Here is a 26742-nt window from a genome sequence, read left to right as displayed (position 1 = left end):
ACAAAGCCCCTCCAGACAGCTGGAGGGGCTTTTTCATATCCGACCTTTGGGTCATTCAGCCGGATTTTGCCTTTGCCTTAGCCTTCTTCTTTTCGGCGACAACCTTCTCAGCCAGATCACGCGCGATGGCAAAGGCACCTTTGATCTTGTCGCTGTCCTTCTTCCAGTCCCGGCGCACGACAATCTTGTTGTCCTTCACCTTGGCAAGACCGTCTTGCGCCTGAATGAACTCCACCAGGCCCTGAGGCGAGGCGAATTTATCATTGTGGAACTGGATCGTTGCCCCCTTCGGCCCGCCGTCCAACTTGGCAATCCCGGCGCGTTTGCACATCGCCTTGATCCGCACAACCAGCATCAGCGTGTTGACCTCTTTTGGCAGTGCCCCGAAACGGTCGATCAGCTCTGCGGCAAAGCCTTCCAGCTCCACCTTGGTGCTCAGATCCGAGAGCCGTCGATAGAGGCCGAGACGCACATCCAGATCCGGCACGTAGTTTTCCGGGATCAATACTGGTACGCTGAGGTTGATCTGCGGCGCCCATTGGTCATCGCTGCCGGACAGACCTTCCAGCTCGCCGGATTTGATCTTGGCAATCGCCTCCTCCAGCATGGACTGATAAAGCTCATAGCCCACGTCACGCATCTGCCCTGACTGTTCTTCGCCCAGAAGATTGCCCGCCCCGCGAATATCCAGATCCTGTGATGCCAGCGAGAAACCAGCCCCCAGCGTATCCAGCGAGCCCAGCACGCGCAGGCGTTTTTCCGCCCCGGGCGTCAGCCGCACACGGGGTTTGGTGGTGAGATAGGCATAGGCACGTGTCTTGGACCGACCCACACGCCCCCGGATCTGATAGAGCTGCGCCAGACCGAACATATCCGCGCGATGGACCACCATTGTGTTCGCCGTGGGAATATCCAGCCCGGACTCCACGATGGTTGTGGCCAGCAGAACGTCGAATTTGCCATCGTAAAAGGCATTCATGCGATCATCCAGATCGCCGGCCGCCAATTGACCATGGGCCACGACATAAGACAGCTCCGGCAGCTGCTCCTGCAAGAAGGCTTCAACATCGGGGAGATCGGTGATGCGTGGCACCACATAGAAACTCTGCCCGCCGCGATAATGCTCCCGCAGCAGGGCCTCACGGATGGTGACCGCATCAAACTCGCTCACATAGGTGCGAATGGCCAGACGATCCACCGGCGGCGTGCCGATGATGGACAGATCGCGCACGCCAGTCAGGCTCAGTTGCAGGGTTCGCGGGATTGGCGTTGCGGTCAGCGTCAGAACGTGAATATCGCTGCGCATCTGCTTGAGCCGTTCCTTGTGCGCGACCCCGAAATGCTGTTCCTCGTCGATGATCAGCAGGCCGAGGTTCTGAAAGCGCACGGATTTTGCCAGCAAGGCATGGGTCCCGACGACAATATCAATCGTCCCTTTGGCCATACCTTCGCGGGTTTTGGCAGCTTCTTTTGCTGTAACAAAGCGCGACAACTGCCTGACTTCCAAAGGAAACCCGCGAAACCGCTGAGTAAAGGCCGCCGCATGCTGCCGCGCCAGCAACGTCGTGGGTGCAACAATCGCCACCTGCACACCTGACATGGCGGCGATAAAGGCCGCGCGCATCGCAACCTCTGTCTTGCCAAAGCCGACGTCGCCGCAAATCAGCCGGTCCATGGGCGACCCGGACTGCAGATCCTCCATCACCTCGCTGATCGCGCGCAACTGGTCGTCGGTTTCCTGATAGGGGAAGCGGGCTGAGAATTCTTCCCAGGCATGCGGCGGCGGGTCCATCATCGGCGCCTTGCGCAACGCCCGCTCGGCGGCCACCCGGATCAAGCGATCCGCCATCTCCCGGATACGCTCCTTCAGCTTGGCCTTTTTGGCCTGCCAGGCACCGCCGCCCAATCGATCCAGAAGGCCCTCGTCATGGCCGTATTTGGACAGCAGTTCGATGTTCTCAACCGGCAGGTACAGCTTTGAGTGTTCTGCATATTCCAGCAGGATACATTCATGCGCCGCACCTGCGGCTGTAACCACTTCCAGACCCTTGTAGCGGCCAATCCCGTGGTCCACATGCACCACCAGATCGCCAGGGCTGAGGGATTGTGTCTCGGTCAGGAAATTCTCGGCCTTACGCCGCTTCTTGGGCGCGCGGATCAACCGATCCCCCAGGACATCCTGTTCGGAAATCACCGTCAGATCATCGGTCTCGAACCCGTGTTCCAGCGCCCAGACCGCCAGATGCAGACCAGATTTTCCAATCCGCGTGCCATCGTTGATCGCGATGACCTCCGCCAGTCCCTCGTCCTCAATCAGACCGGTCAAACGCTCCCGCGCGCCCTCAGAATAGGAGGCGACCACAACCGGCCCTACCTGCATCCGCGCTTTAATGTGATCAGCCAGTGATTTGAAAAGGCTTACACTTTCCAACTGTCGCTCGGGAGAGAAATTGCGGCCGATTCTACCGCCCGCATCTATCACGCCCGGTCCGCTGGCCTGCGGTAGCGGATGGAACTGGATAACCCGGTGATCGCCAATCGCGGCCTCCCAGGCATCATCATCCAGATACAGCAGCCCCGGCGGCACCGGTTTGTAAACCGTGTCCATCCGCCCCTTCTGCGCCATAGCGATCTTCCGGGTCTCATACTGGTCCACGATGCTGTCCCAGCGCGCCAACCGAGCAGGTGTTACCTGATCGTCCAGCGTCACCGTGGCCTGCGGCAGGTAGTCAAACAGGGTCTCCAGCCGCTCATGGAAAAACGGCAACCAGTGTTCGATCCCCTGATATTTACGCCCTGCAGACACCGCCTCGTAAAGCGGATCATCGGTCCCGGCCGCGCCAAACTCAATCCGGTAGTTCTGCCGAAACCGGGTCACGGCGGCCTCATCCAGGATCACCTCGGAAACGGGCGCCAGTTCAACCACGCTCAGCTTCTCGGTGGTCCGCTGCGTCGCCGGATCAAACCGCCGCGCCCCATCCAACACATCGCCAAAAAGATCCAGCCGGACCGGGCCGCTCTGTCCCGGCGGATAGATGTCGATAATCCCGCCCCGCACCGCAAAATCCCCGGGCTCCATCACCGTCGGGCTCTTGGTGAATCCCATCCGCGTGAGATACCCGCGCAAGGCCTCCTCGTCGATGCGCCGGTCCACCTCCGCAACAAAGGCGGCATCTTTCAGAACCTGACGTGCCGGGACACGCTGCGTGGCCGCATTCAGCGTTGTCAGCAGCACAAACTGGCCCGGCATCTGATGCACCAGCGCTGCCAGTGTCGCCATCCGCGCGGCGGCGATATCGGCATTTGGTGACACCCGGTCATAGGGCAGGCAATCCCAGCCCGGAAAACTGATCACAGGCATATCCGGCGCAAAGAAAGCAAGTGCCGCCCGCGTCGCCTCCATCCGCTTGTCATCCCGCGCGACATGCACCACAGGCGCATCGCTGCTGGCGGCTTCCTTCAGGATCAGCCGCGCATCAAAGCCCTCTGGTGCGCCGCCTGCGGTGATTGCCCGTTGCGCCATCTCTGTCTCTCTTTCGTCATCTGCCCGCAGGCAATTAGCCGAGGAACCCGATCTGCAGGTTCTGATACATGCCCCAGAGCGCGGTCACAAAGATCGCGACCATGCCGACCAGCTGGATGAACAACCGGGTAATGATCAATTGCCGGGCCAGGGTTTCCCCCGCCAGTCCCTCGCGATTGATGCGGCGCGCCGAGCTCCAGTTAATTAGACCAACGATCGCCATGGGAAAGGCCAGAAGAAATACCGCCTGAGCAAATTCTACTCCGTAGTAAAACCCCAGCATCCCCAGCATCGCCAGCACAAAGCAGGTCATCCCCAGAACCCAATGGCCTGACACCTCGGTGATATACATCATCCGGTTCACATTGACGCGGGTGATGGCCTCCAGATCCAGTGCGGCCTGCCCGCCTTGCTTGCGGGCGCGGTAGACCATGTCAAACGGCACCCCCATCACCCAATGGCTGGCGGAAGACCAAACCACGGCCAGCGCGATCCAGTACCACAGGTTGGAAAAGGACCGCAGATCAATCAGCTCGGTCAAGGTATGAAACAGATCCACTGCGCGGCCCTTCTCTCGTCCAGTCTTTGCGCCCCTATATCCCCCGCGGCGCGCGCCGGCACAAGGGGTGGCCCCGTCCGGCCAGAGGATGGGGGGGCATGGCGCGGCGAATCTGTCACTTGTCGCCGCCGCCATTCCATGTCACGGAAAGAGGAAACCGCGACCGGTTCCCGGATCGCATCCCTGATCTGCGAGGACCCGATGAAGCCGACCGTCGCCCCTTTTCCAGCTGCCCGCCCCCGCCGTTTGCGCAGCGCCCCTGCCCTGCGCAATCTGGTGCGCGAGACCACGTTGACCAGCGACGATCTGATCTGGCCAGTGTTTGTGCGGGATGGCGAAGCGATTGAGGAGCCAATCCCCGCCATGCCCGGCGTCACCCGGCGCAGTATCGACAAAGTGGTGGAAGCCGCGATTGAGGCTCAGGCGCTTGGCATCCCGGCGATCTGTCTGTTTCCCTATACCGATCCCGCACTCAAAACCGAGGATTGCGCCGAGGCCTGGAGCCCAGACAATCTGATCAACCGCGCCATCCGCGCCATCAAATCCGCCGCACCTGATATAGCGGTGATGACCGATGTGGCGCTGGATCCCTATAACATCAACGGTCACGACGGCTATGTGGTGGACGGCGAGATCGTCAATGACGAGACGGTCGAGGCGCTGGTCAAAATGACCGTGGCCCAAGCCGATGCAGGTGCGGATATCATCGGTCCCTCCGATATGATGGATGGCCGGATCGGAGCCATGCGACGCGCGCTGGAGGCCGCAGGCCACCGCAATGTCACGATCCTGTCCTATGCCGCCAAATATGCCTCCGCTTACTATGGTCCGTTCCGCGACGCGGTTGGCGCCTCCGGCGCGCTGAAGGGCGACAAGAAAACCTATCAAATGGACCCCGGCAACACCGATGAGGCCCTGCGCATGATCGAACGCGATCTGAGCGAAGGCGCCGATATGGTGATGATCAAACCCGGTCTTGCCTATCTCGACATCTGCCAGCGGGTGAAATCCACTTTCGGCGCGCCGACCTTCGCCTATCAGGTCTCCGGCGAGTATGCGATGATCGAGGCCGCGGCCCAGAATGGCTGGATCGATGGCGAGCGTATCATGATGGAGAGCCTGATAGCCTTCAAACGCGCAGGCTGTGATGGGGTGTTGACCTATTATGCACCAGCAGCCGCACGACTGCTGAATGGCTAGGTAACATGGGCGCACCACCGAACCCGTGGCGCGACAGATCACGCGAAACTGCCGGCAGGAAGCCGCTGATTGCGCCTGTCTCAGTGATGACAGGCGGCAGCTTTCCGCGTATACCTTGCCGCAGAGCCAGAAAACTGGCCGCAATTGAACAGTGACAGGCCGAGACGACAGCCCCGCGCGGCCCCGGCCCCAGATAACAGGCAACTCAAGATGAGCAGTTCTTATTCTTCCCGTTTGACCCGGCGTGGCTTTGCGCTTGGCGCCTTGGCTGGCGCTGGTGTCACCGCCGCATGTGGCAATGGTATCGGAAACAGCAACGCCTCCACCATCGACGCCCGCGTCGATGCAACCCTTAGCCAGATGTACAGCCAGTACCCCGGCGCCGTCACTCTCGCAGAGAAATCAACCGGCATGCTGGTCATGCCGCTGGTGACAGAAGCCGGCTTCTTTGTTGGCGGTGCCTTTGGTCGTGGCGCCCTGCGCATTGATGGTGTGACGGTTGACTACTATTCCACGGTGAAGGGCAATGCGGGCCTGCAGATCGGCGCCCAGCAATATGCCCATGTGCTGTTCTTCATGACGCAGGATGCGCTCTCGAACTTCCGCCGTTCCTCCGGCTGGGCCGCAGGCGCCGATCTGGAGTATGTGATCCGCGACGAGGGCGACTCGCTGGCCGCCGACACCAATACGCTGAACAGCCCGGTTCTCGCCGCAGTCTTCGGTCAGGCAGGCCTGCGCTTGGGGGCCACGCTGGAAGGCACCAAGTACACCCGGATCATCCCCTGATCCGGCCTGGCTGCGTGCCGTAATATCCGACTTATCTTCTGGCTGAAAATATCCCCGCCGGAGGCATGGCCTTTCCTTCAGGAAAGGCCATTTTCATATCGCTCATTCAAACGCCTTCAGTCTTTTGAACAGGCTCGAGGTATCCCAGCGCCCGCCGCCCAGTTTCTGCACGTCTTTGTAGAACTGATCGACCAGGGCGGTCACCGGCAGGCTGGCCCCGGTCTCCTCCGCCGCATCAAGGCAGATACCCAGATCCTTGCGCATCCAGTCAACCGCGAAGCCGTGATCAAAATGGTCATCCAGCATGGTCTCATGCCGGTTGGCCATCTGCCAGCTGCCTGCGGCCCCTTGGCTGATCACCTCGACAACTGCGCGACCATCCAGCCCAGCCTTTTCAGCAAAATGCAGCGCTTCGCTCAACCCTTGCACCAGTCCCGCAATCGCGATTTGGTTGCACATCTTGGTCATCTGACCGGCGCCACTGTCGCCGATCCGGCGACATATCCGGGCGTAAGACCCAATAACAGGCTCGGCTTTGTCATAGGCCGCCTGATCGCCACCACACATAACTGAGAGCACACCGTTCTCTGCCCCGGCCTGACCGCCCGAAATCGGCGCATCAATAAAGGACAGCCCCAGATCCGCAGCCGCCGCATTTAGCTCGCGGGTCACTTTTGCCGAAACCGTTGTATGATCTACAAAAATCGCGCCCGCGCCCATACCACCAAATGCACCGGTATCGCCGAGGCACACGCTGCGCAAATCATCGTCATTGCCGACGCAGGCCATCACGAACTCCGCACCCGCTGCCGCCTCGCGCGGTATCGCAGCCGCCGTGCTGCCATGCTCTTTTGCCCAGGCTTCCGCCTTCGCTGCGGTGCGGTTGTAGACTGTCACCTCGTGACCGGCGGCCGCCAGATGGCCCGCCATCGGATAGCCCATCACTCCCAAACCCAAGAATGCAACCTTCGCCATCTGCTTTCCCCCTGATGCGTCTTGTCCTATGTTGGCGCCACCCTAGCAGCCGCGCCGCCCGGTGCAATCTGCGAGGGCGAGAAACTGCGCCGTAACCGGGCCAATAACGTCAAAAACCTGAGGAAACGCACCACCGATGGGACTTCTCTTTCGCTGGCTCCTGCGCCTTGCCGCCGCTTTGATTCTGCTTCTAGTGATGGGACTGGGCTTGGTCTATTTCCTCGCGGCGCAATCGCTGCCGGATTACAACAAGGAGATCACCTTGCCCGGCCTCTTGGCGCCAGTGGAGATCGTGCGTGACAATGCCAATGTGCCGCATATCTTCGGCAGCTATGGCGCCAGCGACGAGGATGTCTATTTCGGTCTCGGCTATGCCCATGCGCAGGATCGCCTGTGGCAGATGACCACCCTGCGCCGCACCGCCATGGGCCGCCTGTCGGAAATCTTCGGCAGCCGCACGGTGCAGGTGGATACGCTGATCCGCCGCCTCGATATCTACCGTCTGGCACAACAATCGGTCGCCGCCCAGACCCCCGAAACAATGACCGCGCTGCGTGCCTATTCCGCCGGTGTTAATGCCCGCCTACAGGAAATCAACGAGGATGCATTGGGGCGCGGTGCGCCGGAGATGTTCCTCTTTAACGTCCCAATGGCGCCATGGCAGCCCGCCGACAGCATTGCGGTTATGAAGTTGATGGGGCTGAAACTTTCCGGACATATGCAGGAAGAAATCCTGCGCGCCCGCACCTCTCTGGCGTTGCCCGATCCCGAACGGTTGAAGGACATTCTGCCGGATGCGCCGGGCAACGGTGTTGCCGCGCTGCCCGAATATGCGGCGCTGTTTCCGGACCTCCAACGACATGCCAGTGCCAGCACAGACATCAGCCAGACCCTGCCCTTCATGCCGATTGCGCCACGCGGGCTGGCCGGTGCGTCCAATGCCTGGGCCGCCGCCCCCAGCCGGTCTGCGGCGGGTGGCACGCTGCTGGCCAATGATCCCCATCTGGAGCTGACCGCCCCCGGCGTGTGGTATCTGGCGCGGCTGGAACTGGGCACCGGCGGTGTCATCGGCGCCACGATTCCCGGTATCCCCGCAGTCATCTCAGGCCGCTCGGACCTGCTGGGCTGGGGCGTGACCTCCTCTTATATGGATGATCAGGATCTGTTCATTGAACAGTTGAACCCCGACAATGCCGAGGAATACAAGACCGCCGATGGCTTCAAGCGCTTCACCAGCCGCCCCTCTATCATCAATATCAAAGATGAAACCCCGGTTACCCTGACCCTGCGCTGGACCGACAATGGCCCGGTTCTGCCACGATCGCTGTTTAATCTCGCCGCAATCACCCCGCCCGGCCATGTTGTCAGCCTTGGCTGGACGGGCCTCAGCGGTGAGGATACCTCGATAAGCGCCGCACTTGAGCTGATGCGCGCGAACTCCGTCGCGCAGGCGATTGAGATCAGCGAAGGCTATATCGCCCCGTCGCAGAACCTGACCCTTGCCGACAGGACCACCGTTGCGCTGAAAACCGTTGGGGCCATCCCGCAGCGTGACGCCCGCCATCAAAGCCAGGGCCGGATGCCCAGCCAGGGCTGGCGCCGCGAAAACCAATGGCAGGGCCGCGCGCCTTATGCGGCAAACCCTGAGTTCGTCTCCCCCATTGGTGGCATCCTCGGCAATACCAACAACAAGCTGCTTCAGCGCCCGTTCCCCAACCACGTCTCTTACACCTGGGGTGATACCCAGCGTATCAATCGCTGGAAGAAGCTGATGCAAGATCGTCAGGTCCACACACGTGACAGCTTTATCGAGGCACAGCTTGACACCGTGTCCTATACCGCCCGCACCATGTTGCCGCTGATTGGCGCGGATCTGTGGTTCACGGGAGAGGCCGCGCCCGAGGGCACCCGCGAGCGCCAGCGCCAGATCGCCCTGTCTCTGCTGTCGGAATGGAACGGCGAGATGAACGAACATCTGCCGGAACCGCTGATCTATGCCGCCTGGGTGCGCGCTTTGCAAAAACGTCTGATCACCGACGACCTTGGCCCACTGGCCGCTGAATTCACGCAAGTGGACCCGCTGTTCCTTGAACGGGTGTTCCGCAATGTGGAGGGGGCATCGGTCTGGTGCGACATCCGCCAAAGCGCGCCCACCGAAACCTGCAGCGAGCTGGCTCGTCTGGCGCTGGACGATGCGCTAATCTGGATCGAAGAAACCTATGGTAACGCATTGGAATCGCTGCGGTGGGGCGATGCGCATCAGGCAACCCAAAACCATGAGGTACTGGGAGATGTGCCGCTGCTACGGGTCTTTGTGAACATCCGCCAATCCACCAGCGGTGGCGACAATACGTTGCAACGGGGGCGCACCTCCGGTGCGGGAGAGCACCCGTTCCGCAATGTGCATGCCGCAGGCTATCGCGGGGTCTATGATTTTGCCGATCCCGATAGTTCGGTCTTCATTACTGCCACCGGTCAATCCGGGCATTTTCTGTCACGCTATTATGACGACATGTCCCAACTCTGGCGGCGCGGCGAATACATCCCGATGTCACTGGATGAGGATCTGGCCCGCGCGGCCTCCGTAGGTGTCACCCGTCTGGTCCCGGCCACTGCCACCGAGTGACCGCAGCAGACACCACCCGTTAATCGACTGCAGTAAAACAAAAACCCCCGCTCCCAGATTGGACGCGGGGGTTTTTGATAACTCGTCAGAAACTCAGATCAAAGGGCGGCGAAACGGTTCTTCTGGGTCTCGGTCCACAGAACCGTCAGCTCAAACCCAGTCTCTGTCTGCGTTTCGCTTTGCACAACATCCTGTTCAAACAGCCAAGCACGTTGCTTGCCTTGCGCAAATGTCAGGGTGATCTCATCCTCATGACGGATAAGACGCAACTGCGACGTGATATCCGCCAGCAGATCCTCCAGCCCTTCACCACTGATCGCAGAGATGGCGTGAATGCCGTCCTCACGTTCCGCGCGCTGACGGCGGGCCTCGGCCTGTTCGTCGTCCAGAAGATCCAGCTTGTTCCAGACCTCCAGCCGCGCGCGGCTGTCATCAACCCCGAGGGAGGCCAAAATGCTCTCGACATCTGCGGCCTGGTTCTGGGTCTCGTCATGGCTGATGTCGCGCACATGCACGACCACATCTGCGGCCAGCACCTCTTCCAGCGTGGCGCGGAAGGCGGCAACCAGTTCCGTCGGCAGATCCGAGATAAATCCAACGGTATCCGACAGGATGATTTCCGGCCCATCCGGCAGCTGCACCCGGCGCATTGTCGGGTCCAAAGTGGCAAAGAGCATATCCTTCGCCATCACCTCAGCCCCGGTTAACCGGTTGAAAAGTGTCGATTTACCGGCGTTAGTATAGCCGACCAGCGCTACGATCGGATAGGGAATCTTGGCCCGCGCCGCGCGATGCAACGTCCGGGTCTTCACCACTTTGTCCAGCTGACGGCGCAGACGAACGAGTTGCTCGTCAATGGCGCGGCGGTCCGCCTCGATCTGGGTTTCGCCGGGACCACCGACAAAGCCAAGCCCGCCCCGTTGACGTTCCAGGTGGGTCCAGGCCCGCACCAACCGCGTCCGCTGATAGCTCAGTGCCGCCATTTCCACCTGCAACACACCTTCACGGGTGCGCGCGCGATCCGAAAAGATCTCAAGGATCAGCCCGGTCCGGTCAAGAATCTTGACCTTCCAGGCCTTCTCCAGATTGCGTTGCTGCACCGGCGAGACCGGGCCGTCAATCAACACCAGTTCCACCTCTTCATCGTGGAACTGCGCTTTCAACTCGTCGATTTTACCCGATCCAAACAGCATGCCCGCATGCGCCTTTGGAAGGCGCACAACAGCCGATCCGATCACCTCAATGTCGGGCAACGCCTCCGCCAGGGACACGCCCTCAGCAAGGGCGGACACCGGGTCGCGGCGGTCGCGGTCTGATTTGATATCGGGATGCACCACCCAGGCACGGGTGGGCGTCCTATCATGCTCCATCAAGAGGCGTCTTCACCTTCATACAGGCTGATCGGCTGGGCAGGCATGATCGTCGAGATGGCGTGTTTGTAAACCAGTTGCGACTGCCCGTCCCGACGCAGCAGGACACAGAAATTGTCAAACCATGTGATCACACCCTGCAACTTTACGCCGTTGATCAGAAAGATGGTGACCGGAACCTTGGTTTTACGAACGTGGTTCAGGAAGGCATCCTGAAGATTCTGTCTGTCCGAAGCCATTATTATTATCTCGCCTTTGTTCTTGTCGCGCTGCGGACCAGCGCCCTGTTAATGAATACTATGAACGCAGATAGTCGGAGTTTCCACCCGAAAATTACTCATATGACGTTCACGGTAACCATGATTGATCAACTGCGCCAGAGGTTTGGTGTCATCAGCGCAATGATCGCCAGAGTTTCCAGCCGCCCCAGTACCATGGCAAAGCACAGGATCAGCTTTGCTGTGGCCGTCAGATGAATAAGCGCGATGGGTTCGGACCCGGCTATTTCCGTCAGCGGTCCTGTGGTCGAGAGTGTCGCAATGGTCAGAATCAAAGCCTGCTCAAAATCCGACCCCACAGCGGCGAGGCTGATGCTGATCACCGCCAAAGACAAAGCAAACAGCATGAAGAACACCCAGGCCACAAAAGCACCATTGCTTTGCAGCCTCCGGTTGCCCTTGCCCTCATTGCTCACGGAGGACGGATGTACCAGCCGTTCCATCTCCCGCAAACCATTGAGATAGAGCGCATAGACCCGCAGCAATTTCACACCACCAGCGGTGGTTGCCACACCGCCACCAATCACTGCCAGCCCCAGAAGGATCATGCCGGGTGTATTCAACCCGGACCATTGCCGCGCGGTTTCCCAGTCGGCGCTTTCAAACCCGGTGGTCGACAGGAACGACAAAACAGTAAACGTTGCCCCCCACCAGGAGTGCAGACCCTGCATCAGATCGCTGGTGGTCGCGACATCAAAACTGGCAATCCAGTGACGCAGAAACAGCAGCAACGGCACGCCAAAGACGATCAGAAGGCCGATGCGGAACTCAGGATCCCGGTCCAGCCGACTATGACCACTGGTCACCGTATCGGTCGAGAACGTGAGCCGCGACAGGGCAAAGAACATGAACAGGAACATCACCATTTCGCCGGCAATGCCACTGGCGCCATTCTCCACCCCGCCAACCGCGGAAATACCAGAGGTGGCCAGAACCGACATCGCATGGCCGAGCGCCACCAAGGCCGTCTCACCGGTGATGATCAGCAAAATCCACAGCACCAGCGTCAGCCCGGCATAAAGCGGCGCGAGGGTTTTGGTCACCACCACCAGCTTGCGGCGCGGATCCGCGCGCTGCATATGCAGGGGTGTTTCGGTGCCCCGCCCCGGCTCGCCCCGTGCGGTGACCTCAAACCCGCCCAGCGACAGCGGTGCGAGAATGGCCGAGGCCGCAACCCACATCAGCAGCCCCCCCAACCAGCCGACCATGGCGCGCCACAGATGTACGCTGGGCGGCAGCCGGTTCGGGTCGGAAAATACATCCGCACCCGTCGTGGTAATGGCGCTGACCATATCGAAATAAGCATTGAGGTAGCTGGTATTCCCCAACGCGTCCTGCACCGGAACCGCCAGAAACGCAGGCAGCACTGCAAAACTGGCCAGCAGCGAGGTCAACTGCCCCGGCATACTGTAGCGCGGCACGCGATTGCCCATCGATAGCCCGACAAGCACAACCACCATCAGCCCCACAACGCCGGAGTAAAAAAAGCTGCGCGAGGTCTGATGATCATCCAGGATCAGCGCATGGATGGCCGGCACCCACATCGCCAGCGCCGCCACCAGCAGGATCAGCAGGAACAGTGGCAGGCGGAAGAGACCCCGTGTCCGTTCCTGCGACGGTTTGCGGTGCCGCGACATCCTAGAAGAAGTCAATCGAGACCTGCATCAGGCGCTCGACCTCGGGCACATCCGCAGCCATGGCAAAGAGCGCGATCACATCGCCCTCCTCGATCCGCATACCGCCGGTTGGGCGCATCACCACACCGTTTTTGCTGACGGCGCCAACCAGCACACCTTCGGGAAAATCGATATCGCGGATCATTTGTCCGGCCATTGGAGAGGTCGACATGACCTCGGCCTCAATCACCTCCGCTTCGGCGTCGCCGATCGAATAGACCTGCCGCACCCGGCCATAGCGAATGTGGCGCAGGATCGAGCTTACGGTAGTGGCACGTGGGTTGATATAGGCATCAATACCAAGCGGTGCCATCAGCGGCACCAGTGTCGGATCATTGATCAGCGCAATCGCCAGAGGGCAGCCTTCCGCCTTGGCCCGCACAGCTGCCAACATATTGACCTTGTCGTCATCAGTCACCGCCAACATGGCGTCAGCCCGGTCGATCCCCGCCTCAATCATCAGGCTGCGGTCCAGACCATCGCCGTTCAGAACAATCGTCCGTTCCAGCGTCTCTGCGGCACGCTCGGCGCATTTGCGGTTCCGCTCAATCATCTTGGCGCGCGTGCGTCCCGTACGGGATTCCAGTGCCTTCGCCACCTCAAGCCCGACGTTCCCCCCGCCGACAATGACCACACGATCCTGACGTTTCTGTTGTTTGCCAAAGACTTCGATTGTGCGGCTCACGTCCTCGACATGGGCAAACACATAGGCACTGTCGCCCACAAAGAGCTGGTCACCCGGCTCAGGTGCAAACAGACTGCCATCCCGGCGGATACCGACCACAATGGCGCGCAGGGTCGAAAACAGATCGGTCAGCTGGCGCAGCGGCGTGTTGACGACAGGGCAATCCTCATCGATCTGCACCCCAAGAAGCTGCGCACCGCCCTCCATGAACATCTCGGTATCAAAGGCAGCCGGCGCAGACAGGCGCTGCATCGCCGCGGCCGCCACCTCGCGCTCGGGACTGATCACCACATCGATTGGCAGATGGTCACGCCGGTATAAATCCGAATAGATCGCTTCCAGGTAGCTCTTGGAGCGCAGTCGCGCGATCTTTCGCTGGATGGAAAACACCGAATGCGCCACCTGACAGGTGACCATATTCACCTCGTCGGAATGGGTGGCCGCGATGATCATATCCGCGTCCCGCGCCCCGGCCCGGGTCAGCACATCCGGGTACGAGGCAAAGCCCGCAATCCCCTGAACATCCAGCGTATCCGTCGCACGGCGCACCAGATCGGGATTATTGTCCACCACTGTCACGTCGTTGTGCTCACCCGACAGGTGGCGGGCGATCTGCCAGCCGACCTGACCTGCGCCACAAATAATAACTTTCATGTGCTTGTCCCTCGGGGCGCTGATACGCGCAATCGCCGGTTTTGAATGACAGAAGCCGCTGTAACGGTCAATTCAATTGTCTTACTGCGAATTCTGCCGCACAATCACAGTATGCCCATCGGAAAACATACGTTTGCCGCGCTCTTGTTGGCCTCAGCGCTGGCGGCCTGCGGGCCGGTTCCAGTCTATTACCGCGCCGGTGCCGATGTCGCCCGACGCGACGCTGATCTGCTCAGCTGTGAGGTCAGCGCCCTGAGGGATGCGCCGGTGGCGACCCAGATCCGACAGCACCCGCCTATCTATCGCCCTGGCGGGGAAATCTGCCGCAATGGGCGCTGCTATCACCGTACCGGCTATTGGGAGGATGGTGGCATCTATACCGTCGACGTCAACGCAGATCTGCGCGAGCGAGTGGAACAGTCCTGCATGGCATCCAAAGGCTATCAAACCATCGCAGTAAAACGCTGTCCGCAATCGGTGGCGGATGCGGTCGGCACCCGCCGTGCATCGACACTTCCGGCGCTGACCCAGACATCCTGCGCGATTGCGCGACGCGGGCAATCGCCCCAGATCGTCGCAACGGCGCCCTGATCCGTCAGCACATCAGAGATCGCCGCCAAAGCCCTGAAATATAAATAATCTGCGTGGATACAGCCTGTCTCAGGCCATATCCTCCTCGGTTTCTTTCTCCACATGGGCGATCCGCGCGCCTGCCTTGTTGGAGGTCACCACCCCCAGCGATTTCAGTTTGCGGTGCAGGGCTGAACGTTCCATCCCAACAAAGGAGGCCGTGCGGCTGATATTGCCGCCGAAGCGGTTGATCTGAGTAAGCAGATATTCCCGCTCAAAGGCCTCACGCGCCTCCCGCAATGGCAGCGTTGCAAGTGCGCCGGACAGCACAACACGGCTCTGATCTTCCACCGCTTCCTCTTCACGCGGCAGATCTTTCGGCTCAATTGGACCGCTGTTTTCACCAAGGATCAGAACACGTTCCACCATGTTCTTCAACTGGCGCACATTGCCCGGCCACAGCATGGTCTGCATCAACGCAACGGCATCTTCGCTCAGCCTACGAAGCGGCAGACCCTGGCTCTGGTTGAACTGCTCGATGAAATGGTCCGCCAGCAGCGGGATATCCTCGCGACGGTCCGCCAGTGACGGAACCGGGATCGGCACCACATTCAGGCGATGATAAAGCTCCTGACGGAAGCGATCCGCCTCAATCTCACGCTCAAGGTCCTTATTGGTCGCTGAAATGACCCGCAGGTCCACCCGTACCTTGTCAGAGCCGCCAACCCGCTGGAACTGCTGATCAACCAGCACCCGCAGAATCTTTGACTGGGTGCCAAGCGGCATATCCGCAACCTCATCAAAGAAGACAACGCCGCCATGCGCCTGCTCCAGCAGGCCCGGTTCAACTCCGCGCTCGGCACTTTCGCGGCCGAACAGCACCTCTTCCATCCGGTCCGGCTCAATGCTGGCGCAGTTTACGGTCACAAAGGGCGCTGAGGCGCGGTTCGACTGGGTATGGATATAGCGCGCGGCGATTTCCTTGCCGCTGCCCGCAGGCCCGGTCAGCATCACCCGCCCGTTGGATTTGGTGACCTTATCCAGCTGGCTGACCAGGGCACGATAGGCGGCTGAGGCGCCGATCATTTCGCTGGCACCCGAGTCCTGACGTTTCAGATCAGTGTTCTCGCGGCGCAGCTTTGATGTCTCCATCGCGCGGCGAATAACGACCAGTAACTGGTCAATATTAAAAGGTTTTTCGATAAAGTCATAGGCGCCTTGCTTGATCGCAGCGACCGCGATCTCGATATTGCCATGACCTGAAATGATCACCACGGGGATCTCCGGATTGTCCCGTTTCACCACTTTCAGAATGTCGATGCCGTCCATCTGGCTATCCTTCAGCCAGATATCCAGCACCATGAGCGCAGGCGGCGCCTCATTCAGCGCGGCCATGCATTCCTCGGAACTGCCAGCCTTGCGCGTCGCGTAGCCTTCATCCTCAAGGATATCAGAAACCAGCTCACGGATGTCGCGTTCATCGTCAACAATCAGAATGTCACTCATGTCAGACCTGCTTTCACTGTACTCTTATGATGGTCTGCCGCCTCATGTGCAGCAGGCAGGCGGATCACAGCCATGGCCCCGTAGTGGGCCTGACCGTCGAAAACCGGCGCATCTTCCAGCACCAGTGTTCCGCCGTGTTCTTCGATAATTTTCTTGACGATCGGCAGGCCAAGACCTGTGCCTTCGTCGCGGGTGGTCACATAGGGTTCAAACAAACGGGCACGGTCTTCTGGCAGACCGATGCCATTGTCGGCGATGGTGACCTCATAGCCGGATTTCGTCGGACTTACAGCGATGCGGATTTCCGGATCAAGATCCGCAACCGTGCCTTTTTGTTTCAGTGTTTCAACGGCTTCGCCTGCATTCTTGATCAAATTGGTCAATGCCTGACCAATCATCGTCGCGTCCAGATCCGCAAGCATCGGTTCCGTCGGCAGATCCGCGACAATGCGCAGATCAGGCTGACCTGCCTTTTGCAGGGTCACCGCATCGCGCAGCAGCTTCACCAGATCTTCCTCACGCCGCTCGGGTTCCGGCATACGGGCAAATTTGGAGAATTCATCAACAATACGGCGCAAGTCGTTGGTTTGACGTACAATCACATCTGTCATGGATTGCAGGAGATCACTGTTTTCTTCGCCCAGCTTGGGTGCAAATTTGCGTTTGATGCGCTCGGCACTTAGCTGGATGGGTGTCAGCGGATTCTTGATCTCATGGGCAATCCGGCGCGCAACATCGCCCCAGGCCGCCATCCGCTGCGCGCTGACCAGGTCCGTAACATCGTCAAAGGCCACCACATAGCCCTCAAGCCGGTCTTCCTCGCTCCGTCGAGGGGACATCCGCACCAGAAGGTTCTCCAGCTGCCCTTGGCGAGTCACCTTGATCTCGCCCTGCACCACGTCGGCGCCAGTTTCGGTCAGTTCCTGAAACAACGGTCCGAACTCCGGCACAGCCACCGCCAAGGCCAACGACTGGCGATCACCACTCCACCCCAGCAGCCGCTCCGCAGACCGGTTCACAAAGGTGACGCGCCCCTCAGAATCCAGCCCCACCACGCCGGAGGTCACCGACATCAGCACGGAATCAAACAACCGGCGGCGGCGCTCAATCTGATGGGTGTTTTCCAGCAGCGTGTCGCGTTGTTCCCGCAGCTCAAGTGTCATCTGGTTAAAGTAGCGTCCCAGCTGCGAAATCTCATCATCGCCGTCGTCCTCCGGCACCTGCACATTCAGGTTGCCCGCCCCGACACGCCGCGCCGCAATGGTCAGCCGCCCGACCGGGCGCGACAGCCGTTCGGCAAACCACATGCCCAGCCACATCGCCGCCAGGATCAGGATCACAGCAAAGCCAAGGTACAGCAGGACAAAGTCAAACAGCACCCGCCCCCGCTCGCTCTCCAACTGTTGATAAAGATGCGCGGTTTCCTTGGTGTCATCCAAGAGACTCAGCAATTCACCGTCCACATCCCGGCTGACATAGAGAAACCGGTCGACAAACGCATCCAGCCGCACCAGCGCGCGCAACTCGCTGTTGTCCCAGTCCTGGATCAGGGTGACCCCTTCAAAAGAGGCCTGGCTGATATCCGCCGTGCGCGGCTCCTCAAAGTCGAACTCATACGACCGCTCGCCACGGGCCCGGATGGTTCCGGCGCCGTCCACCACATAGGCTTCCTGTAGGCCGCGCTGGATCTGCAATTGCCCCTGTGTCAGCACCTGACGCAACTGCCCGTCGCTGATGAAGAAATTGCGGTTTCGGCTGTTGTCGATATAGCGTGCCAGCGCCACCGCATCCTCGGAAAGGTCACGTTGCTGCTGATCCTGATAGGCCTCCGCCGCCGCCAGAGAGCTGCCCACAACCTGCCGCACTCGGTCAGAGAACCAGCCTTCAAGGCCGACATTGACCGTCAGCCCGGCAAAGAGCGCCACGATCACGGTGGGCGTCAGCGCCAGAAAGGCGAAGGCCCCGATCAGACGCAGGTGCAACCTGGAGCCTGCGGATTTGGCCCGCCGCGCGGCGATCAGACGTCCCACCTGCGTCAGCACCAGCGCCGCGACGGCCAACACATAGATCAGATCGGCAAGCAGGATCAGCCGCAGCGACAGCGACGCCACCCCTTGCGAAAACGGGCCAATGATCAAAAATGTCGAAAGCGCCAGCACCGGGCCCAGAACAACCAGCCCGAGCGCGCCAACATTGCGAGCCCTGCGCGTTCTGCGCCACCGGTCAAGGGCCGCAAATGGCCCATATGCCGAACGGAGATGTGACCTCTGCGCCACGTACTGCCCTCATCCTGATGTGCGACCCTTCTGGTCGACCGCCATATATCGTGATCATCACCAGCTCAAACGCCGATCTGCCACGGTTCTGTGGCGATATTACATCAGTTTGCGGCGGCGTGTCACCTCAATATCAAGATCTGTGATCTTCTTGCGCAGCGTATTGCGGTTAATGCCAAGTAAATCCGCACATTTTGCCTGATTTCCGCCCGTCATTGCGAGCGATATTTCAATCAACGGGGTCTCAACCTCGCGCATCAGACGGGCATATAGACCTGGAGGCGGCAGCATATCGCCGTGCAGATCGAAATAGCGCTGCAAATGTCGCGCCACTGATTCCGACAGTTTCTCACTGCTGAGTGTGCTGCCTGTCGCTGCCATCGGCTCACCACCCGATTGCGCGCCCAGCGCGGCATTGACTTCGTCGAGGCTGATCTCTTCGCTGCGCGCAGTCAGCGCCAAACGGCGCACCACGTTTTCCAGCTGGCGGACATTGCCCGGCCACGGGAACTGCCGCAGCGGCTCCCGCGCCGCCTCGCTCAGCCGACGGTGCGGCGCGCCCTCGTTCTCGGCCCGAGTGAGGAAATGCGCGCACAGCAGGGAGATATCATCAACGCGGGCACGCAGCGCAGGCACCGGCAGCTCGGTGCCGCTGATCCGGTAGTAGAGGTCCTGTCGCAAACCACCAGCCTCCATCGCTGCAGTGAGATCCTGCTGACTGGTGGCGATGAACCGGGGCTGATGATCCCCCGGTGCATCCATCATCCGCACGACACGGGCCTGGGCTTCCTCCGACAGATCCGCCAGCTCATCCAGCAGAAGCGTCCCTCCACGAACCTCAGCCAGCAACTGCGCCGGACCTTCAAGTGACGCCAGATCGGCCGCCTCCGCCCGGACAAACGGCAGGGTGCGGCGGTCCGACAGATCATGCATCGACCGGGCAATCAGTGATTTTCCTGTGCCGCTTTCACCCGTGATCAACAGGGGTATATCGGTGTTCATCACCCGCGCGATCAGCCGGTAGAGCGTTTGCATCACCTCGGTGCGCCCGACCAGCGGCAGATCCTCATGGCTCTCGCCTGCGGTCTCCGCCCCTCCCGCCGGGCCACCAGCCTGCGTAGCAGCGCGCAGCGCCCCCGGCCCGCTCCGCCTTTCGGTCAGCGCCTTGGCGGTGCGCTTCATCAGCTCCGGCAGATCAAACGGTTTGGGCAGGTAATCATAGGCTTCCGCCTCCGCCGCCTTAATCGCGGTCATAATGGTGTTCTGCGCCGAAATCACAATCACCGGTAGCCCCGGCCGGTCGTCCGCAATTTTGGGCAGCATCTCCAGCCCGTTGCCATCCGGCATCATCACATCGGAGATCACGACATCGCCCTTCCCCTCGCCCACCCAGCGCATCAGCGTCGTCAGAGAAGAGGTCGCATGGACCTTGCAGCCCGCGCGCGTCAAGGCCTGGGTCAAAACCGTGCGGATTGTGCGATCGTCATCTGCGACCAGAACAGTGCCGTCCATGATGTGCTACTCCTGCCCTAGGGCGTTTGGGATGGGTACAGGACGCGGTGCGGTGGGCACACGCGACAGTGACAGTCGAAAAACCGTCTGGCCGGGTTCGGAATTGACTGAGATCCAGCCCTGGTGATCGGCAATGATCTTGCTGACCAGTGCCAGCCCCAATCCGGTGCCATTCTCCCGGCCAGAGACAAAGGGATCAAAGATATCATCGCGGATTGCCTCAGGCAGTCCGGGGCCATCGTCCGAAATCTCGATTTGCAGCGGCAACAGCTTGCCGGATCCATCACTGCGGCGCAGTCGGAAGGAGTGCTCGTAGAACGTACGGATCCGTATGGTGCCGCCCCCCGGATCCGCAGCCTCTGCTGCGTTCCTCAGCAGGTTCAACACCACCTGCAAAAGCTGGTCCCCATCCCCCCAGGCCATGGGCAGGGAGGGATCGTAATCCTCAATGATGGTCATATGAGCGCCGAACCCCAACAGGGCCGACCGGCGCGCCCGATCCAATACATCGTGGATATTGACCTCCTGAAAGGCCGGGGTGGAGAGGTTTCCGAATTGTTCCACCTGCTCCAGCAGTTTCACGATGCGTCGGCTTTCGCTGACGATCAGGTCGGTCAATTCCAGATCATCGCCTGACAACCCCATCGACAACAGCTGCGCAGCACCTGTGATACCCGCCAGCGGGTTCTTGATCTCATGGGCCAGCATCTCGGCCATACCAATCGCGGATTGCGCGGCAGATTTGGCGGAATGGTTCTGCGTCAGGCGTCCGGCCAGCTCGCGCGGGGAGAGCAGGATCAGCATCCGCCCCTCAACACCCTGCACCCGTGCCACCTGTACATTGCATTGCAGCGGCGCCCGCCCTGGCGCCCCAACGTCGATGTCATTGACAAACAAAGGCGTACCATTGTCGCGGGCGCGCGCCACCGCCTCGTCGATGGCGGGAGCAATGATCACATGTTGCCAGATCGCCTTGCCCAGCAGCGCCTTGCGCGAGGTATTGAGAAACCCTTCACCGGCAGAGTTCACATCTTCGATCCGGGCCTCCGGATCAATCACAAAGGCCGGCACAGGCAGCGAGGCCCAAAGCGCGCTATCGGCACCGTTCCAATTCTGCGCAGTCCCTGATCCAGTCATATCCTGTGTCATGCCGCCTGCCCTGCCGCGAGGTCGGGGCTGCAATCCGGCCCAGCGCCACCGATCAGCGCATCAGGCAGCAGCTGCAGCACCGTTTTGGGCGCCTTAGCAGTCAGCACCTCGCGCCGCAGGGGAGACGCGGTAGCGGCCTCATCCATATACCAGCCCAGATGTTTGCGTGCGACCCGCAGACCAAGATCGGTACCGTAGAACGCAATCATTGCCTCATAGTGAGCACTGACCATCTGAACCAGATCCGACCCGGTCGGCACCTCGGGCGCAGCGCTGCCCCAGATGTCATGGGCCACCTCAGCCAGCAGCCAGGGTTTGCCCTGTACCCCACGCCCGATCATCACACCATCCGCGCCGGACTGTGCCAGCGCGGTTCGAGCGGTCGCCGTATCCACGATATCGCCATTGGCCAATAATGGCACGTTCAGCGCGCCTTTGACCGCTGCAATCGCCTTCCAGTCGGCAGACCCTTTGTAGAACTGACATCGGGTGCGCCCGTGAATGGTCACCATCTGCACGCCTGCGTCCTGCGCGCGGCGGGCCACATCGGCGGCATTCAGGCTATTGTCGTCCCAGCCAAGCCGCGTTTTCAGCGTAACCGGCACCGACACTGCGGCCACCACCGCCTCAATCAGAGACAGCGCATGATCCGGCGTCTTCAGCAGGGCCGAGCCTGAATAGCCATTGGTCACCTTCTTGGCGGGGCAGCCCATATTGATATCAATGACCTTGGCACCGTGGCTCTCCACCTGTCGTGCGGCCTCTGCCATCCAATAGGCATCGCGCCCGGCAATCTGCACTGCCGTATTCTCGACATCCGCACTCAGTTCGGCCCGTTCACGCACGCCGGGTTTGGCCTGTACCATTTCCTGACTGGCGACCATCTCGCTCACCATCAGACCGGCACCAAAGCTGCGCACCAGATCACGAAAGGGGCGATCCGTGATTCCAGCCATCGGCGCCAGCGCGATGGGAGGGGTCAGAGAAGTGGAACCGAGAGTGAAGGACAACTGCCTAATCCTTGTGCATATGAAGCGTTTCTAACCGAAGCAGCCTCTATGCGACAATGAAACCCCCGGCGGCAAGGCTGCATCTTTTGGCATATGCCTAATTTTTAGGCATATTACCCAGGGTGACCTCCTGCCATTGCCTCCCCTTGCATCACCTCCTAAACAATTGCGACCCAACAAAGAGGCGCCCTATGCCGTCTGATCCCTTCCCATCAGTGCCTGCAGCCGCCACCGCAGGCACACCCGAGGTGACCCACGCCCCGAAACACCAAACCGCCGCCCTGATTGTCGCCGCAGGCAAGGGTCTGCGCGCTGGCGGAGGTCTGGCAAAGCAATGGCGCCCGCTGGCGGGACGCCGGGTGATAGACTGGACGCTGGACGCGTTTCTTGGCGCAGGCGTGGACCGGATCGCGCTGGTCCTCTCTGCCGAAGATCACGACCACTGGCAGGAGTTCTCCTCCCGTGATGGAATCTTTCTGACCACCGGCGGATCCACACGGGCGCAATCGGTGGCAAACGGTCTGGATCTCTTGGCTGAACATGGTCTCGACCGGGTGCTGATCCATGATGCCGCCCGGCCTTGTGTCTCTGCCCGCGTGATCGGGGAGGTGATGGCCGTGCTCGATACCCATTTGGCCGCCGCCCCGGCGCTGGCCGTGACGGATGCGCTCTGGCGTGGGCGGGATGGCTATGTCACCGGCACCGAAGACCGCAGTGGCCTGTTTGCAGCGCAGACCCCGCAAGGCTTTCACCTGCCGCAAATCCGCGCCGCCCATCACCAACTTGCCGCAGAGGGGGGTGACGCCGCCGATGATGTGGAGGTCGCCCGCGCGGCAGGGATTGACGTTGCCATCATTCCGGGCGACCCAGACAATATGAAAATCACCTGTCCGGAAGATTTCGACCGGACCGCGCGCATATTAGGGGGCGACATGGATGTAAGGCTTGGCAATGGCTATGATGTTCACCGGTTCGGACCGGGGGACGAGGTCGTGCTCTGCGGTGTGCCCGTAGCCCATGATCGCGGCCTTCAGGGGCATTCTGATGCAGACGTCGGGCTGCACGCCATCACCGATGCCCTATACGGCGCGCTGGCGGAGGGCGACATTGGCCGCCACTTCCAGCCCTCGGATCCCCAATGGAAAGGTGCCGCCAGCGATATCTTCCTGCGCCACGCCGCCGATCTGACCCGCTCAAAGGGTTATCAGATCTCCAATGTGGATTGTACGCTGGTCTGTGAATTCCCGAAGATCACCCCCCATGCGCCCGCCATGCGCGCCGCAGTGGCTCAGATCCTCTCTATCGACATTTCCCGTGTCTCGATCAAGGCGACGACCTCCGAACGGCTCGGCTTTACCGGGCGGGGCGAAGGCATCGCCGCCATCGCCACAGCCTGCGTGGTGAAATCATGAAAAAATCGCGTCTTGCTTTCCTGATCGGCACCGTGGGCGGCGTTGGCTATCTGCGACCCGCTCCCGGCACATGGGGGTCGCTGGCAGCCCTTCCCATGGCGTTTGTCCTGCACCAGTTGGGCGGGTTTCTTCTGCTGGCGCTTGCGACCGTCATTTGCATGGTCGTCGGTGTCTGGGCTGCGGAGGCAATGACCCGCAACCGCGAAAACATGGATCCCTCCGAATTTGTACTGGATGAGGTCGCAGGCCAGTTCATCGCGCTCTGGGCAATCTCTTACCCTGCATGGGCGCATGACATCGCCATCACAGCACTCTGGCCCGGTTGGATCGCGGCCTTCGTGCTGTTTCGGCTGTTTGACATCTGGAAACCCGGCCCTGTCGGCTGGGCCGACCGCCAAAAGGGCGCAACTGGCGTGATGATGGATGACATCATCGCTGGTATCCTCGCGGCGATCGGCGTGGCCGCCCTTGCTGGCTTCTCACATGGCGTGTTGGGAATGTGATCATGGATGTCGCTGCCCTCATCCACGAGGCCCGTGCGAAAGGGGTCACCATTGCCACCGCCGAGAGCTGCACCGCAGGCATGATCGCAGCCGCCCTCACGGATATTCCGGGATCCTCTTCAGTGTTTGACCGGGGCTATGTCACCTACTCAAACCGCGCCAAGCAGGAGATGCTCGGCGTGCGCGAGAGTACCCTTGCCGCTGTCGGCGCCGTCAGCGAGGAGGTCGCTGTCGAAATGGCCGAAGGGGCGCTGACCCGCTCTGACGTCACCCTGAGCATCGCGGTCACTGGCATCGCAGGCCCCGGCGGCTCTGAGCATAAGCCCGAGGGGCGTGTGTGCTTTGCCCTGGCACAGCAAAAGCTGCCAACCCATGTCGAGACGGTTGATTTTGGCCCGCTTGGCCGCGAACAGGTGCGCGCAGCGACACGCGACCACGCGCTGTCGCTGATCTGGCAATCCCTTACGGCAAATCCGCAAGGCTGACGCAAACCACAGCCCATCTGCCGCTATTTCATAGAACGGGCGCGAATTGAGCATCGCGCGCGCAGGACCGCTCAATTTTTCAGCATTTTAACAAAAGCCCGCTTTTCTAGCGCAAATTTGAAACCTGCCGCTTTTTTCAACGCCCCAGTTCCGCTTTGTCAGGCCTCAGATCAAGAAACAGCCTGACACGCGGAAGGAACGGCGGATGAACGCAGCCGATACAGCTTGGATTATTGTGGCCACGGCCCTTGTCCTCTTCATGACTTTGCCGGGGCTTGCCCTGTTTTACGGCGGCCTTGTCCGCGCCCGAAATGTGCTCAGCGTGTTTATGCAATGCTACGCCATTGCCTGTTTGATGAGCGTTCTGTGGTTGGCCTTCGGCTATTCCATTGCCTTCGGAAGCGGCACCTCCGGCCTATGGGGAGGCTTGGACAAGATGTTCCTGTCCGGCGTCACCGCCGATAGCCTCTCCGGCACCCTGCCCGAGGTTCTGTTTTTTGCCTTCCAGATGACCTTCGCCATCATCACGCCCGCGCTGATCGTCGGCGCCTATGTCGAGCGCGTGGGGTTTGGCTTTGTGCTGGTGTTTTCCGGCCTCTGGATGCTTTTGTGCTACGCGCCAGTCGTACACTGGATCTGGGGCGGTGGTATGCTGGCCGATGGCGGCATCTTTGGCGCGGTCGGCGTGCGCGACTTTGCCGGTGGCATCGTGGTGCATGAAACTGCGGGTCTCGCTGCGCTGATCATCGCGATTTTCCTTGGCCCTCGCAAAAACCGCACCACACCGCCGCACAACCCCGGCTATGTCTTCATCGGCGCGGCCATGCTCTGGGTTGGTTGGTTTGGCTTCAACGGTGGCTCCCAGCTGGCTGCTGACGGTGGCGCGGCGATGGCGCTGACTGTCACCCATATCTCCGCCGCCACCGCCTCGCTGACCTGGGCGCTGTGGGAGAAGGTCAAATATGGCAAGGCGTCCATGGTGGGCCTCGTCACCGGCACCATCGCGGGCCTTGCCTCCATCACGCCTGCCTCCGGCTTTGTCGGCCCGGTCGAGGCGTTGGTGATCGGTGCTGTCGCGGGTATCCTCTGTCAGGAAGCCGTGAACGTCGTCAGAAACCTGCTGAAGATCGACGACACGCTTGATGTCTTTGCCGTGCATGGTGTCGGCGGCATCTTCGGCACCATCATGATCGCGATCTTCGGCGCGGGCAGCTGGTTCGCACAGCTTGGCGGTCTGGCTGTGGTTGGGGTCTTCACCGCCGTTGTGACAATTGTTCTGGTCAAAGTCACCGCCGCGATCACACCGCTGCGTGTGGATCTGGAGACCGAGACCAACGGGCTTGATATCACGGTTCACGGTGAACGCGCCTACGACATGACCAGCTGACATCAATCAACCAGCAGCACAAAGATAAACGGGCCTGCATCGCGGGCCCGTTTTTATTCAGCAGCTTAGCTGCCGTTGCTGATCATCCATAAAGCTCCGCCGCGCGACGTTCAAAGGCGCGCACAATCCGCTGCATCGCCTCATTGAACACCACGCCGATGATCCCCTGCAGCACCGCATTCTTGAACTCAAAATCAACAAAGAACGACACATCGCAACCACCGTCCGCGCGATCAGCAAACGCCCAGTTGGATTTCATGTAGCGGAACGGCCCGTCCAGATATTCCGTGTCGATTTTCTTGTCGTTCGGGAACAATGTCACCCGGCTGCCAAAACGCTCGCGGAACACTTTGAAGGAGATCACCAGATCCGCCTCCATCACCTCAGCCTCGCCCAAGGGCGTGCGGCTGCGGATACGGGCAGCGGAACACCATGGCAGAAACTTGGGGTAATCCCCGACATCAGCCACCAGATCATACATCTGCTGAGCCGTGTAAGGCATTGGCCGGGTTTCTGAATGGGTAGGCATAAGAGGCGCATTTCCTGCTATGATCGTCCCGCGTCATGTCATATGAACGCGCGGGAAATTCAAGGGGGCAC

21 protein-coding genes are annotated in these 26742 nt (G+C 60.5%); 8 read left to right on the top strand and 13 right to left on the bottom strand.

Translation table 11 applies throughout. The features are described 5' to 3' along the window. Nucleotides 1-55 precede the first annotated feature (55 nt). Together mfd and J4721_RS05050 are read right to left on the bottom strand one after the other, a co-directional pair. On the bottom strand, nt 56-3523 hold the full coding sequence (gene mfd / locus J4721_RS05055; protein WP_102883420.1) for a transcription-repair coupling factor: 3468 nt from the start codon (nt 3521-3523) through the stop codon (nt 56-58). Between the two features lie 34 nt (nt 3524-3557). Next, nucleotides 3558-4082 (bottom strand): component of SufBCD complex, encoded by a 525-nt coding sequence (locus tag J4721_RS05050; protein WP_211002213.1) that lies wholly within the window; start codon nt 4080-4082, stop codon nt 3558-3560. A 201-nt stretch (nt 4083-4283) separates the two neighbouring features. Here J4721_RS05050 and hemB point away from each other — a divergent pair, with 201 nt between their 5' ends. Both hemB and J4721_RS05040 read left to right on the top strand, forming a co-directional pair. Further along, nucleotides 4284-5282 (top strand): porphobilinogen synthase, encoded by a 999-nt coding sequence (gene hemB, locus J4721_RS05045; protein ID WP_211002296.1) that lies wholly within the window; start codon nt 4284-4286, stop codon nt 5280-5282. A gap of 210 nt (nt 5283-5492) precedes the next feature. After that, the gene (locus J4721_RS05040; protein WP_014874602.1) at nt 5493-6068 is read left to right on the top strand and encodes a YSC84-related protein; all 576 of its coding nucleotides are present in this window, start codon (nt 5493-5495) and stop codon (nt 6066-6068) included. Nucleotides 6069-6170: 102 nt separating this feature from the next. Here J4721_RS05040 and J4721_RS05035 read toward each other — a convergent pair whose 3' ends face one another. Further along, nucleotides 6171-7043 carry an NAD(P)-dependent oxidoreductase gene (locus tag J4721_RS05035; protein WP_211002212.1) on the bottom strand — a complete coding sequence of 291 codons (873 nt, stop codon included), beginning with the start codon at nt 7041-7043 and terminating at the stop codon, nt 6171-6173. Nucleotides 7044-7179: 136 nt separating this feature from the next. Here J4721_RS05035 and J4721_RS05030 point away from each other — a divergent pair, with 136 nt between their 5' ends. Next, the gene (locus tag J4721_RS05030; RefSeq protein ID WP_211002211.1) at nt 7180-9669 is read left to right on the top strand and encodes a penicillin acylase family protein; all 2490 of its coding nucleotides are present in this window, start codon (nt 7180-7182) and stop codon (nt 9667-9669) included. A gap of 98 nt (nt 9670-9767) precedes the next feature. On the opposite strand, the gene hflX is transcribed toward J4721_RS05030, so the two are convergent. From hflX to trkA, 4 genes are all read right to left on the bottom strand, one after another. Then, nucleotides 9768-11039, bottom strand: coding sequence for a GTPase HflX (hflX, locus tag J4721_RS05025; RefSeq protein WP_102874339.1), 1272 nt, complete (start codon nt 11037-11039; stop codon nt 9768-9770). Continuing rightward, nucleotides 11039-11278, bottom strand: coding sequence for an RNA chaperone Hfq (gene hfq, locus J4721_RS05020; protein ID WP_008204623.1), 240 nt, complete (start codon nt 11276-11278; stop codon nt 11039-11041). Before hfq ends, hflX begins: the two co-directional genes overlap by 1 nt. Nucleotides 11279-11406: 128 nt before the next feature. Further along, nucleotides 11407-12954, bottom strand: coding sequence for a TrkH family potassium uptake protein (locus tag J4721_RS05015; protein ID WP_014879945.1), 1548 nt, complete (start codon nt 12952-12954; stop codon nt 11407-11409). 1 nt (nt 12955) lies between these two features. Then, entirely contained in the window at nt 12956-14332 is a 1377-nt protein-coding gene (trkA, locus tag J4721_RS05010) for a Trk system potassium transporter TrkA (protein WP_014879944.1), read from the bottom strand. Between the two features lie 111 nt (nt 14333-14443). On the opposite strand from trkA, the gene J4721_RS05005 reads away from it, so the two are divergent. After that, complete coding sequence (locus tag J4721_RS05005; protein ID WP_247655868.1) at nt 14444-14923, top strand: hypothetical protein; 480 nt, start codon at nt 14444-14446, stop codon at nt 14921-14923. 69 nt (nt 14924-14992) lie between these two features. Here the strand turns inward: J4721_RS05005 and J4721_RS05000 are convergent, their stop codons facing one another. From J4721_RS05000 to dusB, 5 genes are all read right to left on the bottom strand, one after another. Beyond that, nucleotides 14993-16408 (bottom strand): sigma-54 dependent transcriptional regulator, encoded by a 1416-nt coding sequence (locus tag J4721_RS05000; RefSeq protein ID WP_014874595.1) that lies wholly within the window; start codon nt 16406-16408, stop codon nt 14993-14995. Next, nucleotides 16405-18684: a PAS domain-containing sensor histidine kinase gene (locus J4721_RS04995; RefSeq protein ID WP_014874594.1), complete on the bottom strand. Its 2280-nt coding sequence runs from the start codon at nt 18682-18684 to the stop codon at nt 16405-16407. The genes J4721_RS05000 and J4721_RS04995 overlap by 4 nt, the downstream gene beginning before the upstream one ends. Before the next feature lie 99 nt (nt 18685-18783). Next, a complete protein-coding gene (locus J4721_RS04990) occupies nt 18784-20196 on the bottom strand; it encodes a response regulator (RefSeq protein ID WP_014879941.1) in 1413 nt (470 codons plus the stop codon). A 6-nt stretch (nt 20197-20202) separates the two neighbouring features. Continuing rightward, nucleotides 20203-21345: a nitrogen regulation protein NR(II) gene (locus tag J4721_RS04985; RefSeq protein ID WP_247655866.1), complete on the bottom strand. Its 1143-nt coding sequence runs from the start codon at nt 21343-21345 to the stop codon at nt 20203-20205. Beyond that, entirely contained in the window at nt 21342-22355 is a 1014-nt protein-coding gene (dusB, locus tag J4721_RS04980) for a tRNA dihydrouridine synthase DusB (protein WP_211002209.1), read from the bottom strand. The genes J4721_RS04985 and dusB overlap by 4 nt, the downstream gene beginning before the upstream one ends. A gap of 191 nt (nt 22356-22546) precedes the next feature. On the opposite strand from dusB, the gene J4721_RS04975 reads away from it, so the two are divergent. The 4 genes from J4721_RS04975 to J4721_RS04960 all read left to right on the top strand — a co-directional run bounded on the left by J4721_RS04975 (nt 22547) and on the right by J4721_RS04960 (nt 26142). Next, on the top strand, nt 22547-23767 hold the full coding sequence (locus J4721_RS04975) for a bifunctional 2-C-methyl-D-erythritol 4-phosphate cytidylyltransferase/2-C-methyl-D-erythritol 2,4-cyclodiphosphate synthase (protein WP_211002208.1): 1221 nt from the start codon (nt 22547-22549) through the stop codon (nt 23765-23767). Next, nucleotides 23764-24270, top strand: coding sequence for a phosphatidylglycerophosphatase A (locus J4721_RS04970; RefSeq protein ID WP_014879937.1), 507 nt, complete (start codon nt 23764-23766; stop codon nt 24268-24270). The genes J4721_RS04975 and J4721_RS04970 overlap by 4 nt, the downstream gene beginning before the upstream one ends. A 2-nt stretch (nt 24271-24272) precedes the next feature. Next, nucleotides 24273-24755, top strand: a complete 483-nt coding sequence (locus J4721_RS04965) for a CinA family protein (protein ID WP_102869941.1) — start codon at nt 24273-24275, stop codon at nt 24753-24755. Nucleotides 24756-24960: 205 nt separating this feature from the next. Next, nucleotides 24961-26142, top strand: coding sequence for an ammonium transporter (locus J4721_RS04960; RefSeq protein ID WP_211002207.1), 1182 nt, complete (start codon nt 24961-24963; stop codon nt 26140-26142). Between the two features lie 82 nt (nt 26143-26224). Here the strand turns inward: J4721_RS04960 and J4721_RS04955 are convergent, their stop codons facing one another. Beyond that, nucleotides 26225-26671 (bottom strand): type II toxin-antitoxin system RatA family toxin, encoded by a 447-nt coding sequence (locus J4721_RS04955; protein ID WP_014874586.1) that lies wholly within the window; start codon nt 26669-26671, stop codon nt 26225-26227. Nucleotides 26672-26742: the final 71 nt, after the last annotated feature.

The sequence above is a fragment of the Phaeobacter sp. HS011 genome, assembly GCF_018101215.1.
GTDB classification, from domain to species: domain Bacteria; phylum Pseudomonadota; class Alphaproteobacteria; order Rhodobacterales; family Rhodobacteraceae; genus Phaeobacter; species Phaeobacter inhibens.
Note: the sequence above shows the minus strand (reverse complement) of the source record. Positions and strands in the feature narration are given on the sequence as shown.

Bases quoted from the DNA above. Each gene is read 5' to 3' on its own strand.
- mfd (WP_102883420.1), bottom strand. From the start codon at position 3,523: ATGGCGCAACGGGCAATCACCGCAGGCGGCGCACCAGAGGGCTTTGAT.
- hemB (WP_211002296.1), top strand. From the start codon at position 4,284: ATGAAGCCGACCGTCGCCCCTTTTCCAGCTGCCCGCCCCCGCCGTTTG.
- J4721_RS05040 (WP_014874602.1), top strand. From the start codon at position 5,493: ATGAGCAGTTCTTATTCTTCCCGTTTGACCCGGCGTGGCTTTGCGCTT.
- J4721_RS05035 (WP_211002212.1), bottom strand. From the start codon at position 7,043: ATGGCGAAGGTTGCATTCTTGGGTTTGGGAGTGATGGGCTATCCGATG.
- J4721_RS05030 (WP_211002211.1), top strand. From the start codon at position 7,180: ATGGGACTTCTCTTTCGCTGGCTCCTGCGCCTTGCCGCCGCTTTGATT.
- hflX (WP_102874339.1), bottom strand. From the start codon at position 11,039: ATGGAGCATGATAGGACGCCCACCCGTGCCTGGGTGGTGCATCCCGAT.
- hfq (WP_008204623.1), bottom strand. From the start codon at position 11,278: ATGGCTTCGGACAGACAGAATCTTCAGGATGCCTTCCTGAACCACGTT.
- J4721_RS05015 (WP_014879945.1), bottom strand. From the start codon at position 12,954: ATGTCGCGGCACCGCAAACCGTCGCAGGAACGGACACGGGGTCTCTTC.
- trkA (WP_014879944.1), bottom strand. From the start codon at position 14,332: ATGAAAGTTATTATTTGTGGCGCAGGTCAGGTCGGCTGGCAGATCGCC.
- J4721_RS05005 (WP_247655868.1), top strand. From the start codon at position 14,444: ATGCCCATCGGAAAACATACGTTTGCCGCGCTCTTGTTGGCCTCAGCG.
- J4721_RS05000 (WP_014874595.1), bottom strand. From the start codon at position 16,408: ATGAGTGACATTCTGATTGTTGACGATGAACGCGACATCCGTGAGCTG.
- J4721_RS04990 (WP_014879941.1), bottom strand. From the start codon at position 20,196: ATGGACGGCACTGTTCTGGTCGCAGATGACGATCGCACAATCCGCACG.
- J4721_RS04985 (WP_247655866.1), bottom strand. From the start codon at position 21,345: ATGACACAGGATATGACTGGATCAGGGACTGCGCAGAATTGGAACGGT.
- J4721_RS04975 (WP_211002208.1), top strand. From the start codon at position 22,547: ATGCCGTCTGATCCCTTCCCATCAGTGCCTGCAGCCGCCACCGCAGGC.
- J4721_RS04970 (WP_014879937.1), top strand. From the start codon at position 23,764: ATGAAAAAATCGCGTCTTGCTTTCCTGATCGGCACCGTGGGCGGCGTT.
- J4721_RS04965 (WP_102869941.1), top strand. From the start codon at position 24,273: ATGGATGTCGCTGCCCTCATCCACGAGGCCCGTGCGAAAGGGGTCACC.
- J4721_RS04960 (WP_211002207.1), top strand. From the start codon at position 24,961: ATGAACGCAGCCGATACAGCTTGGATTATTGTGGCCACGGCCCTTGTC.
- J4721_RS04955 (WP_014874586.1), bottom strand. From the start codon at position 26,671: ATGCCTACCCATTCAGAAACCCGGCCAATGCCTTACACGGCTCAGCAG.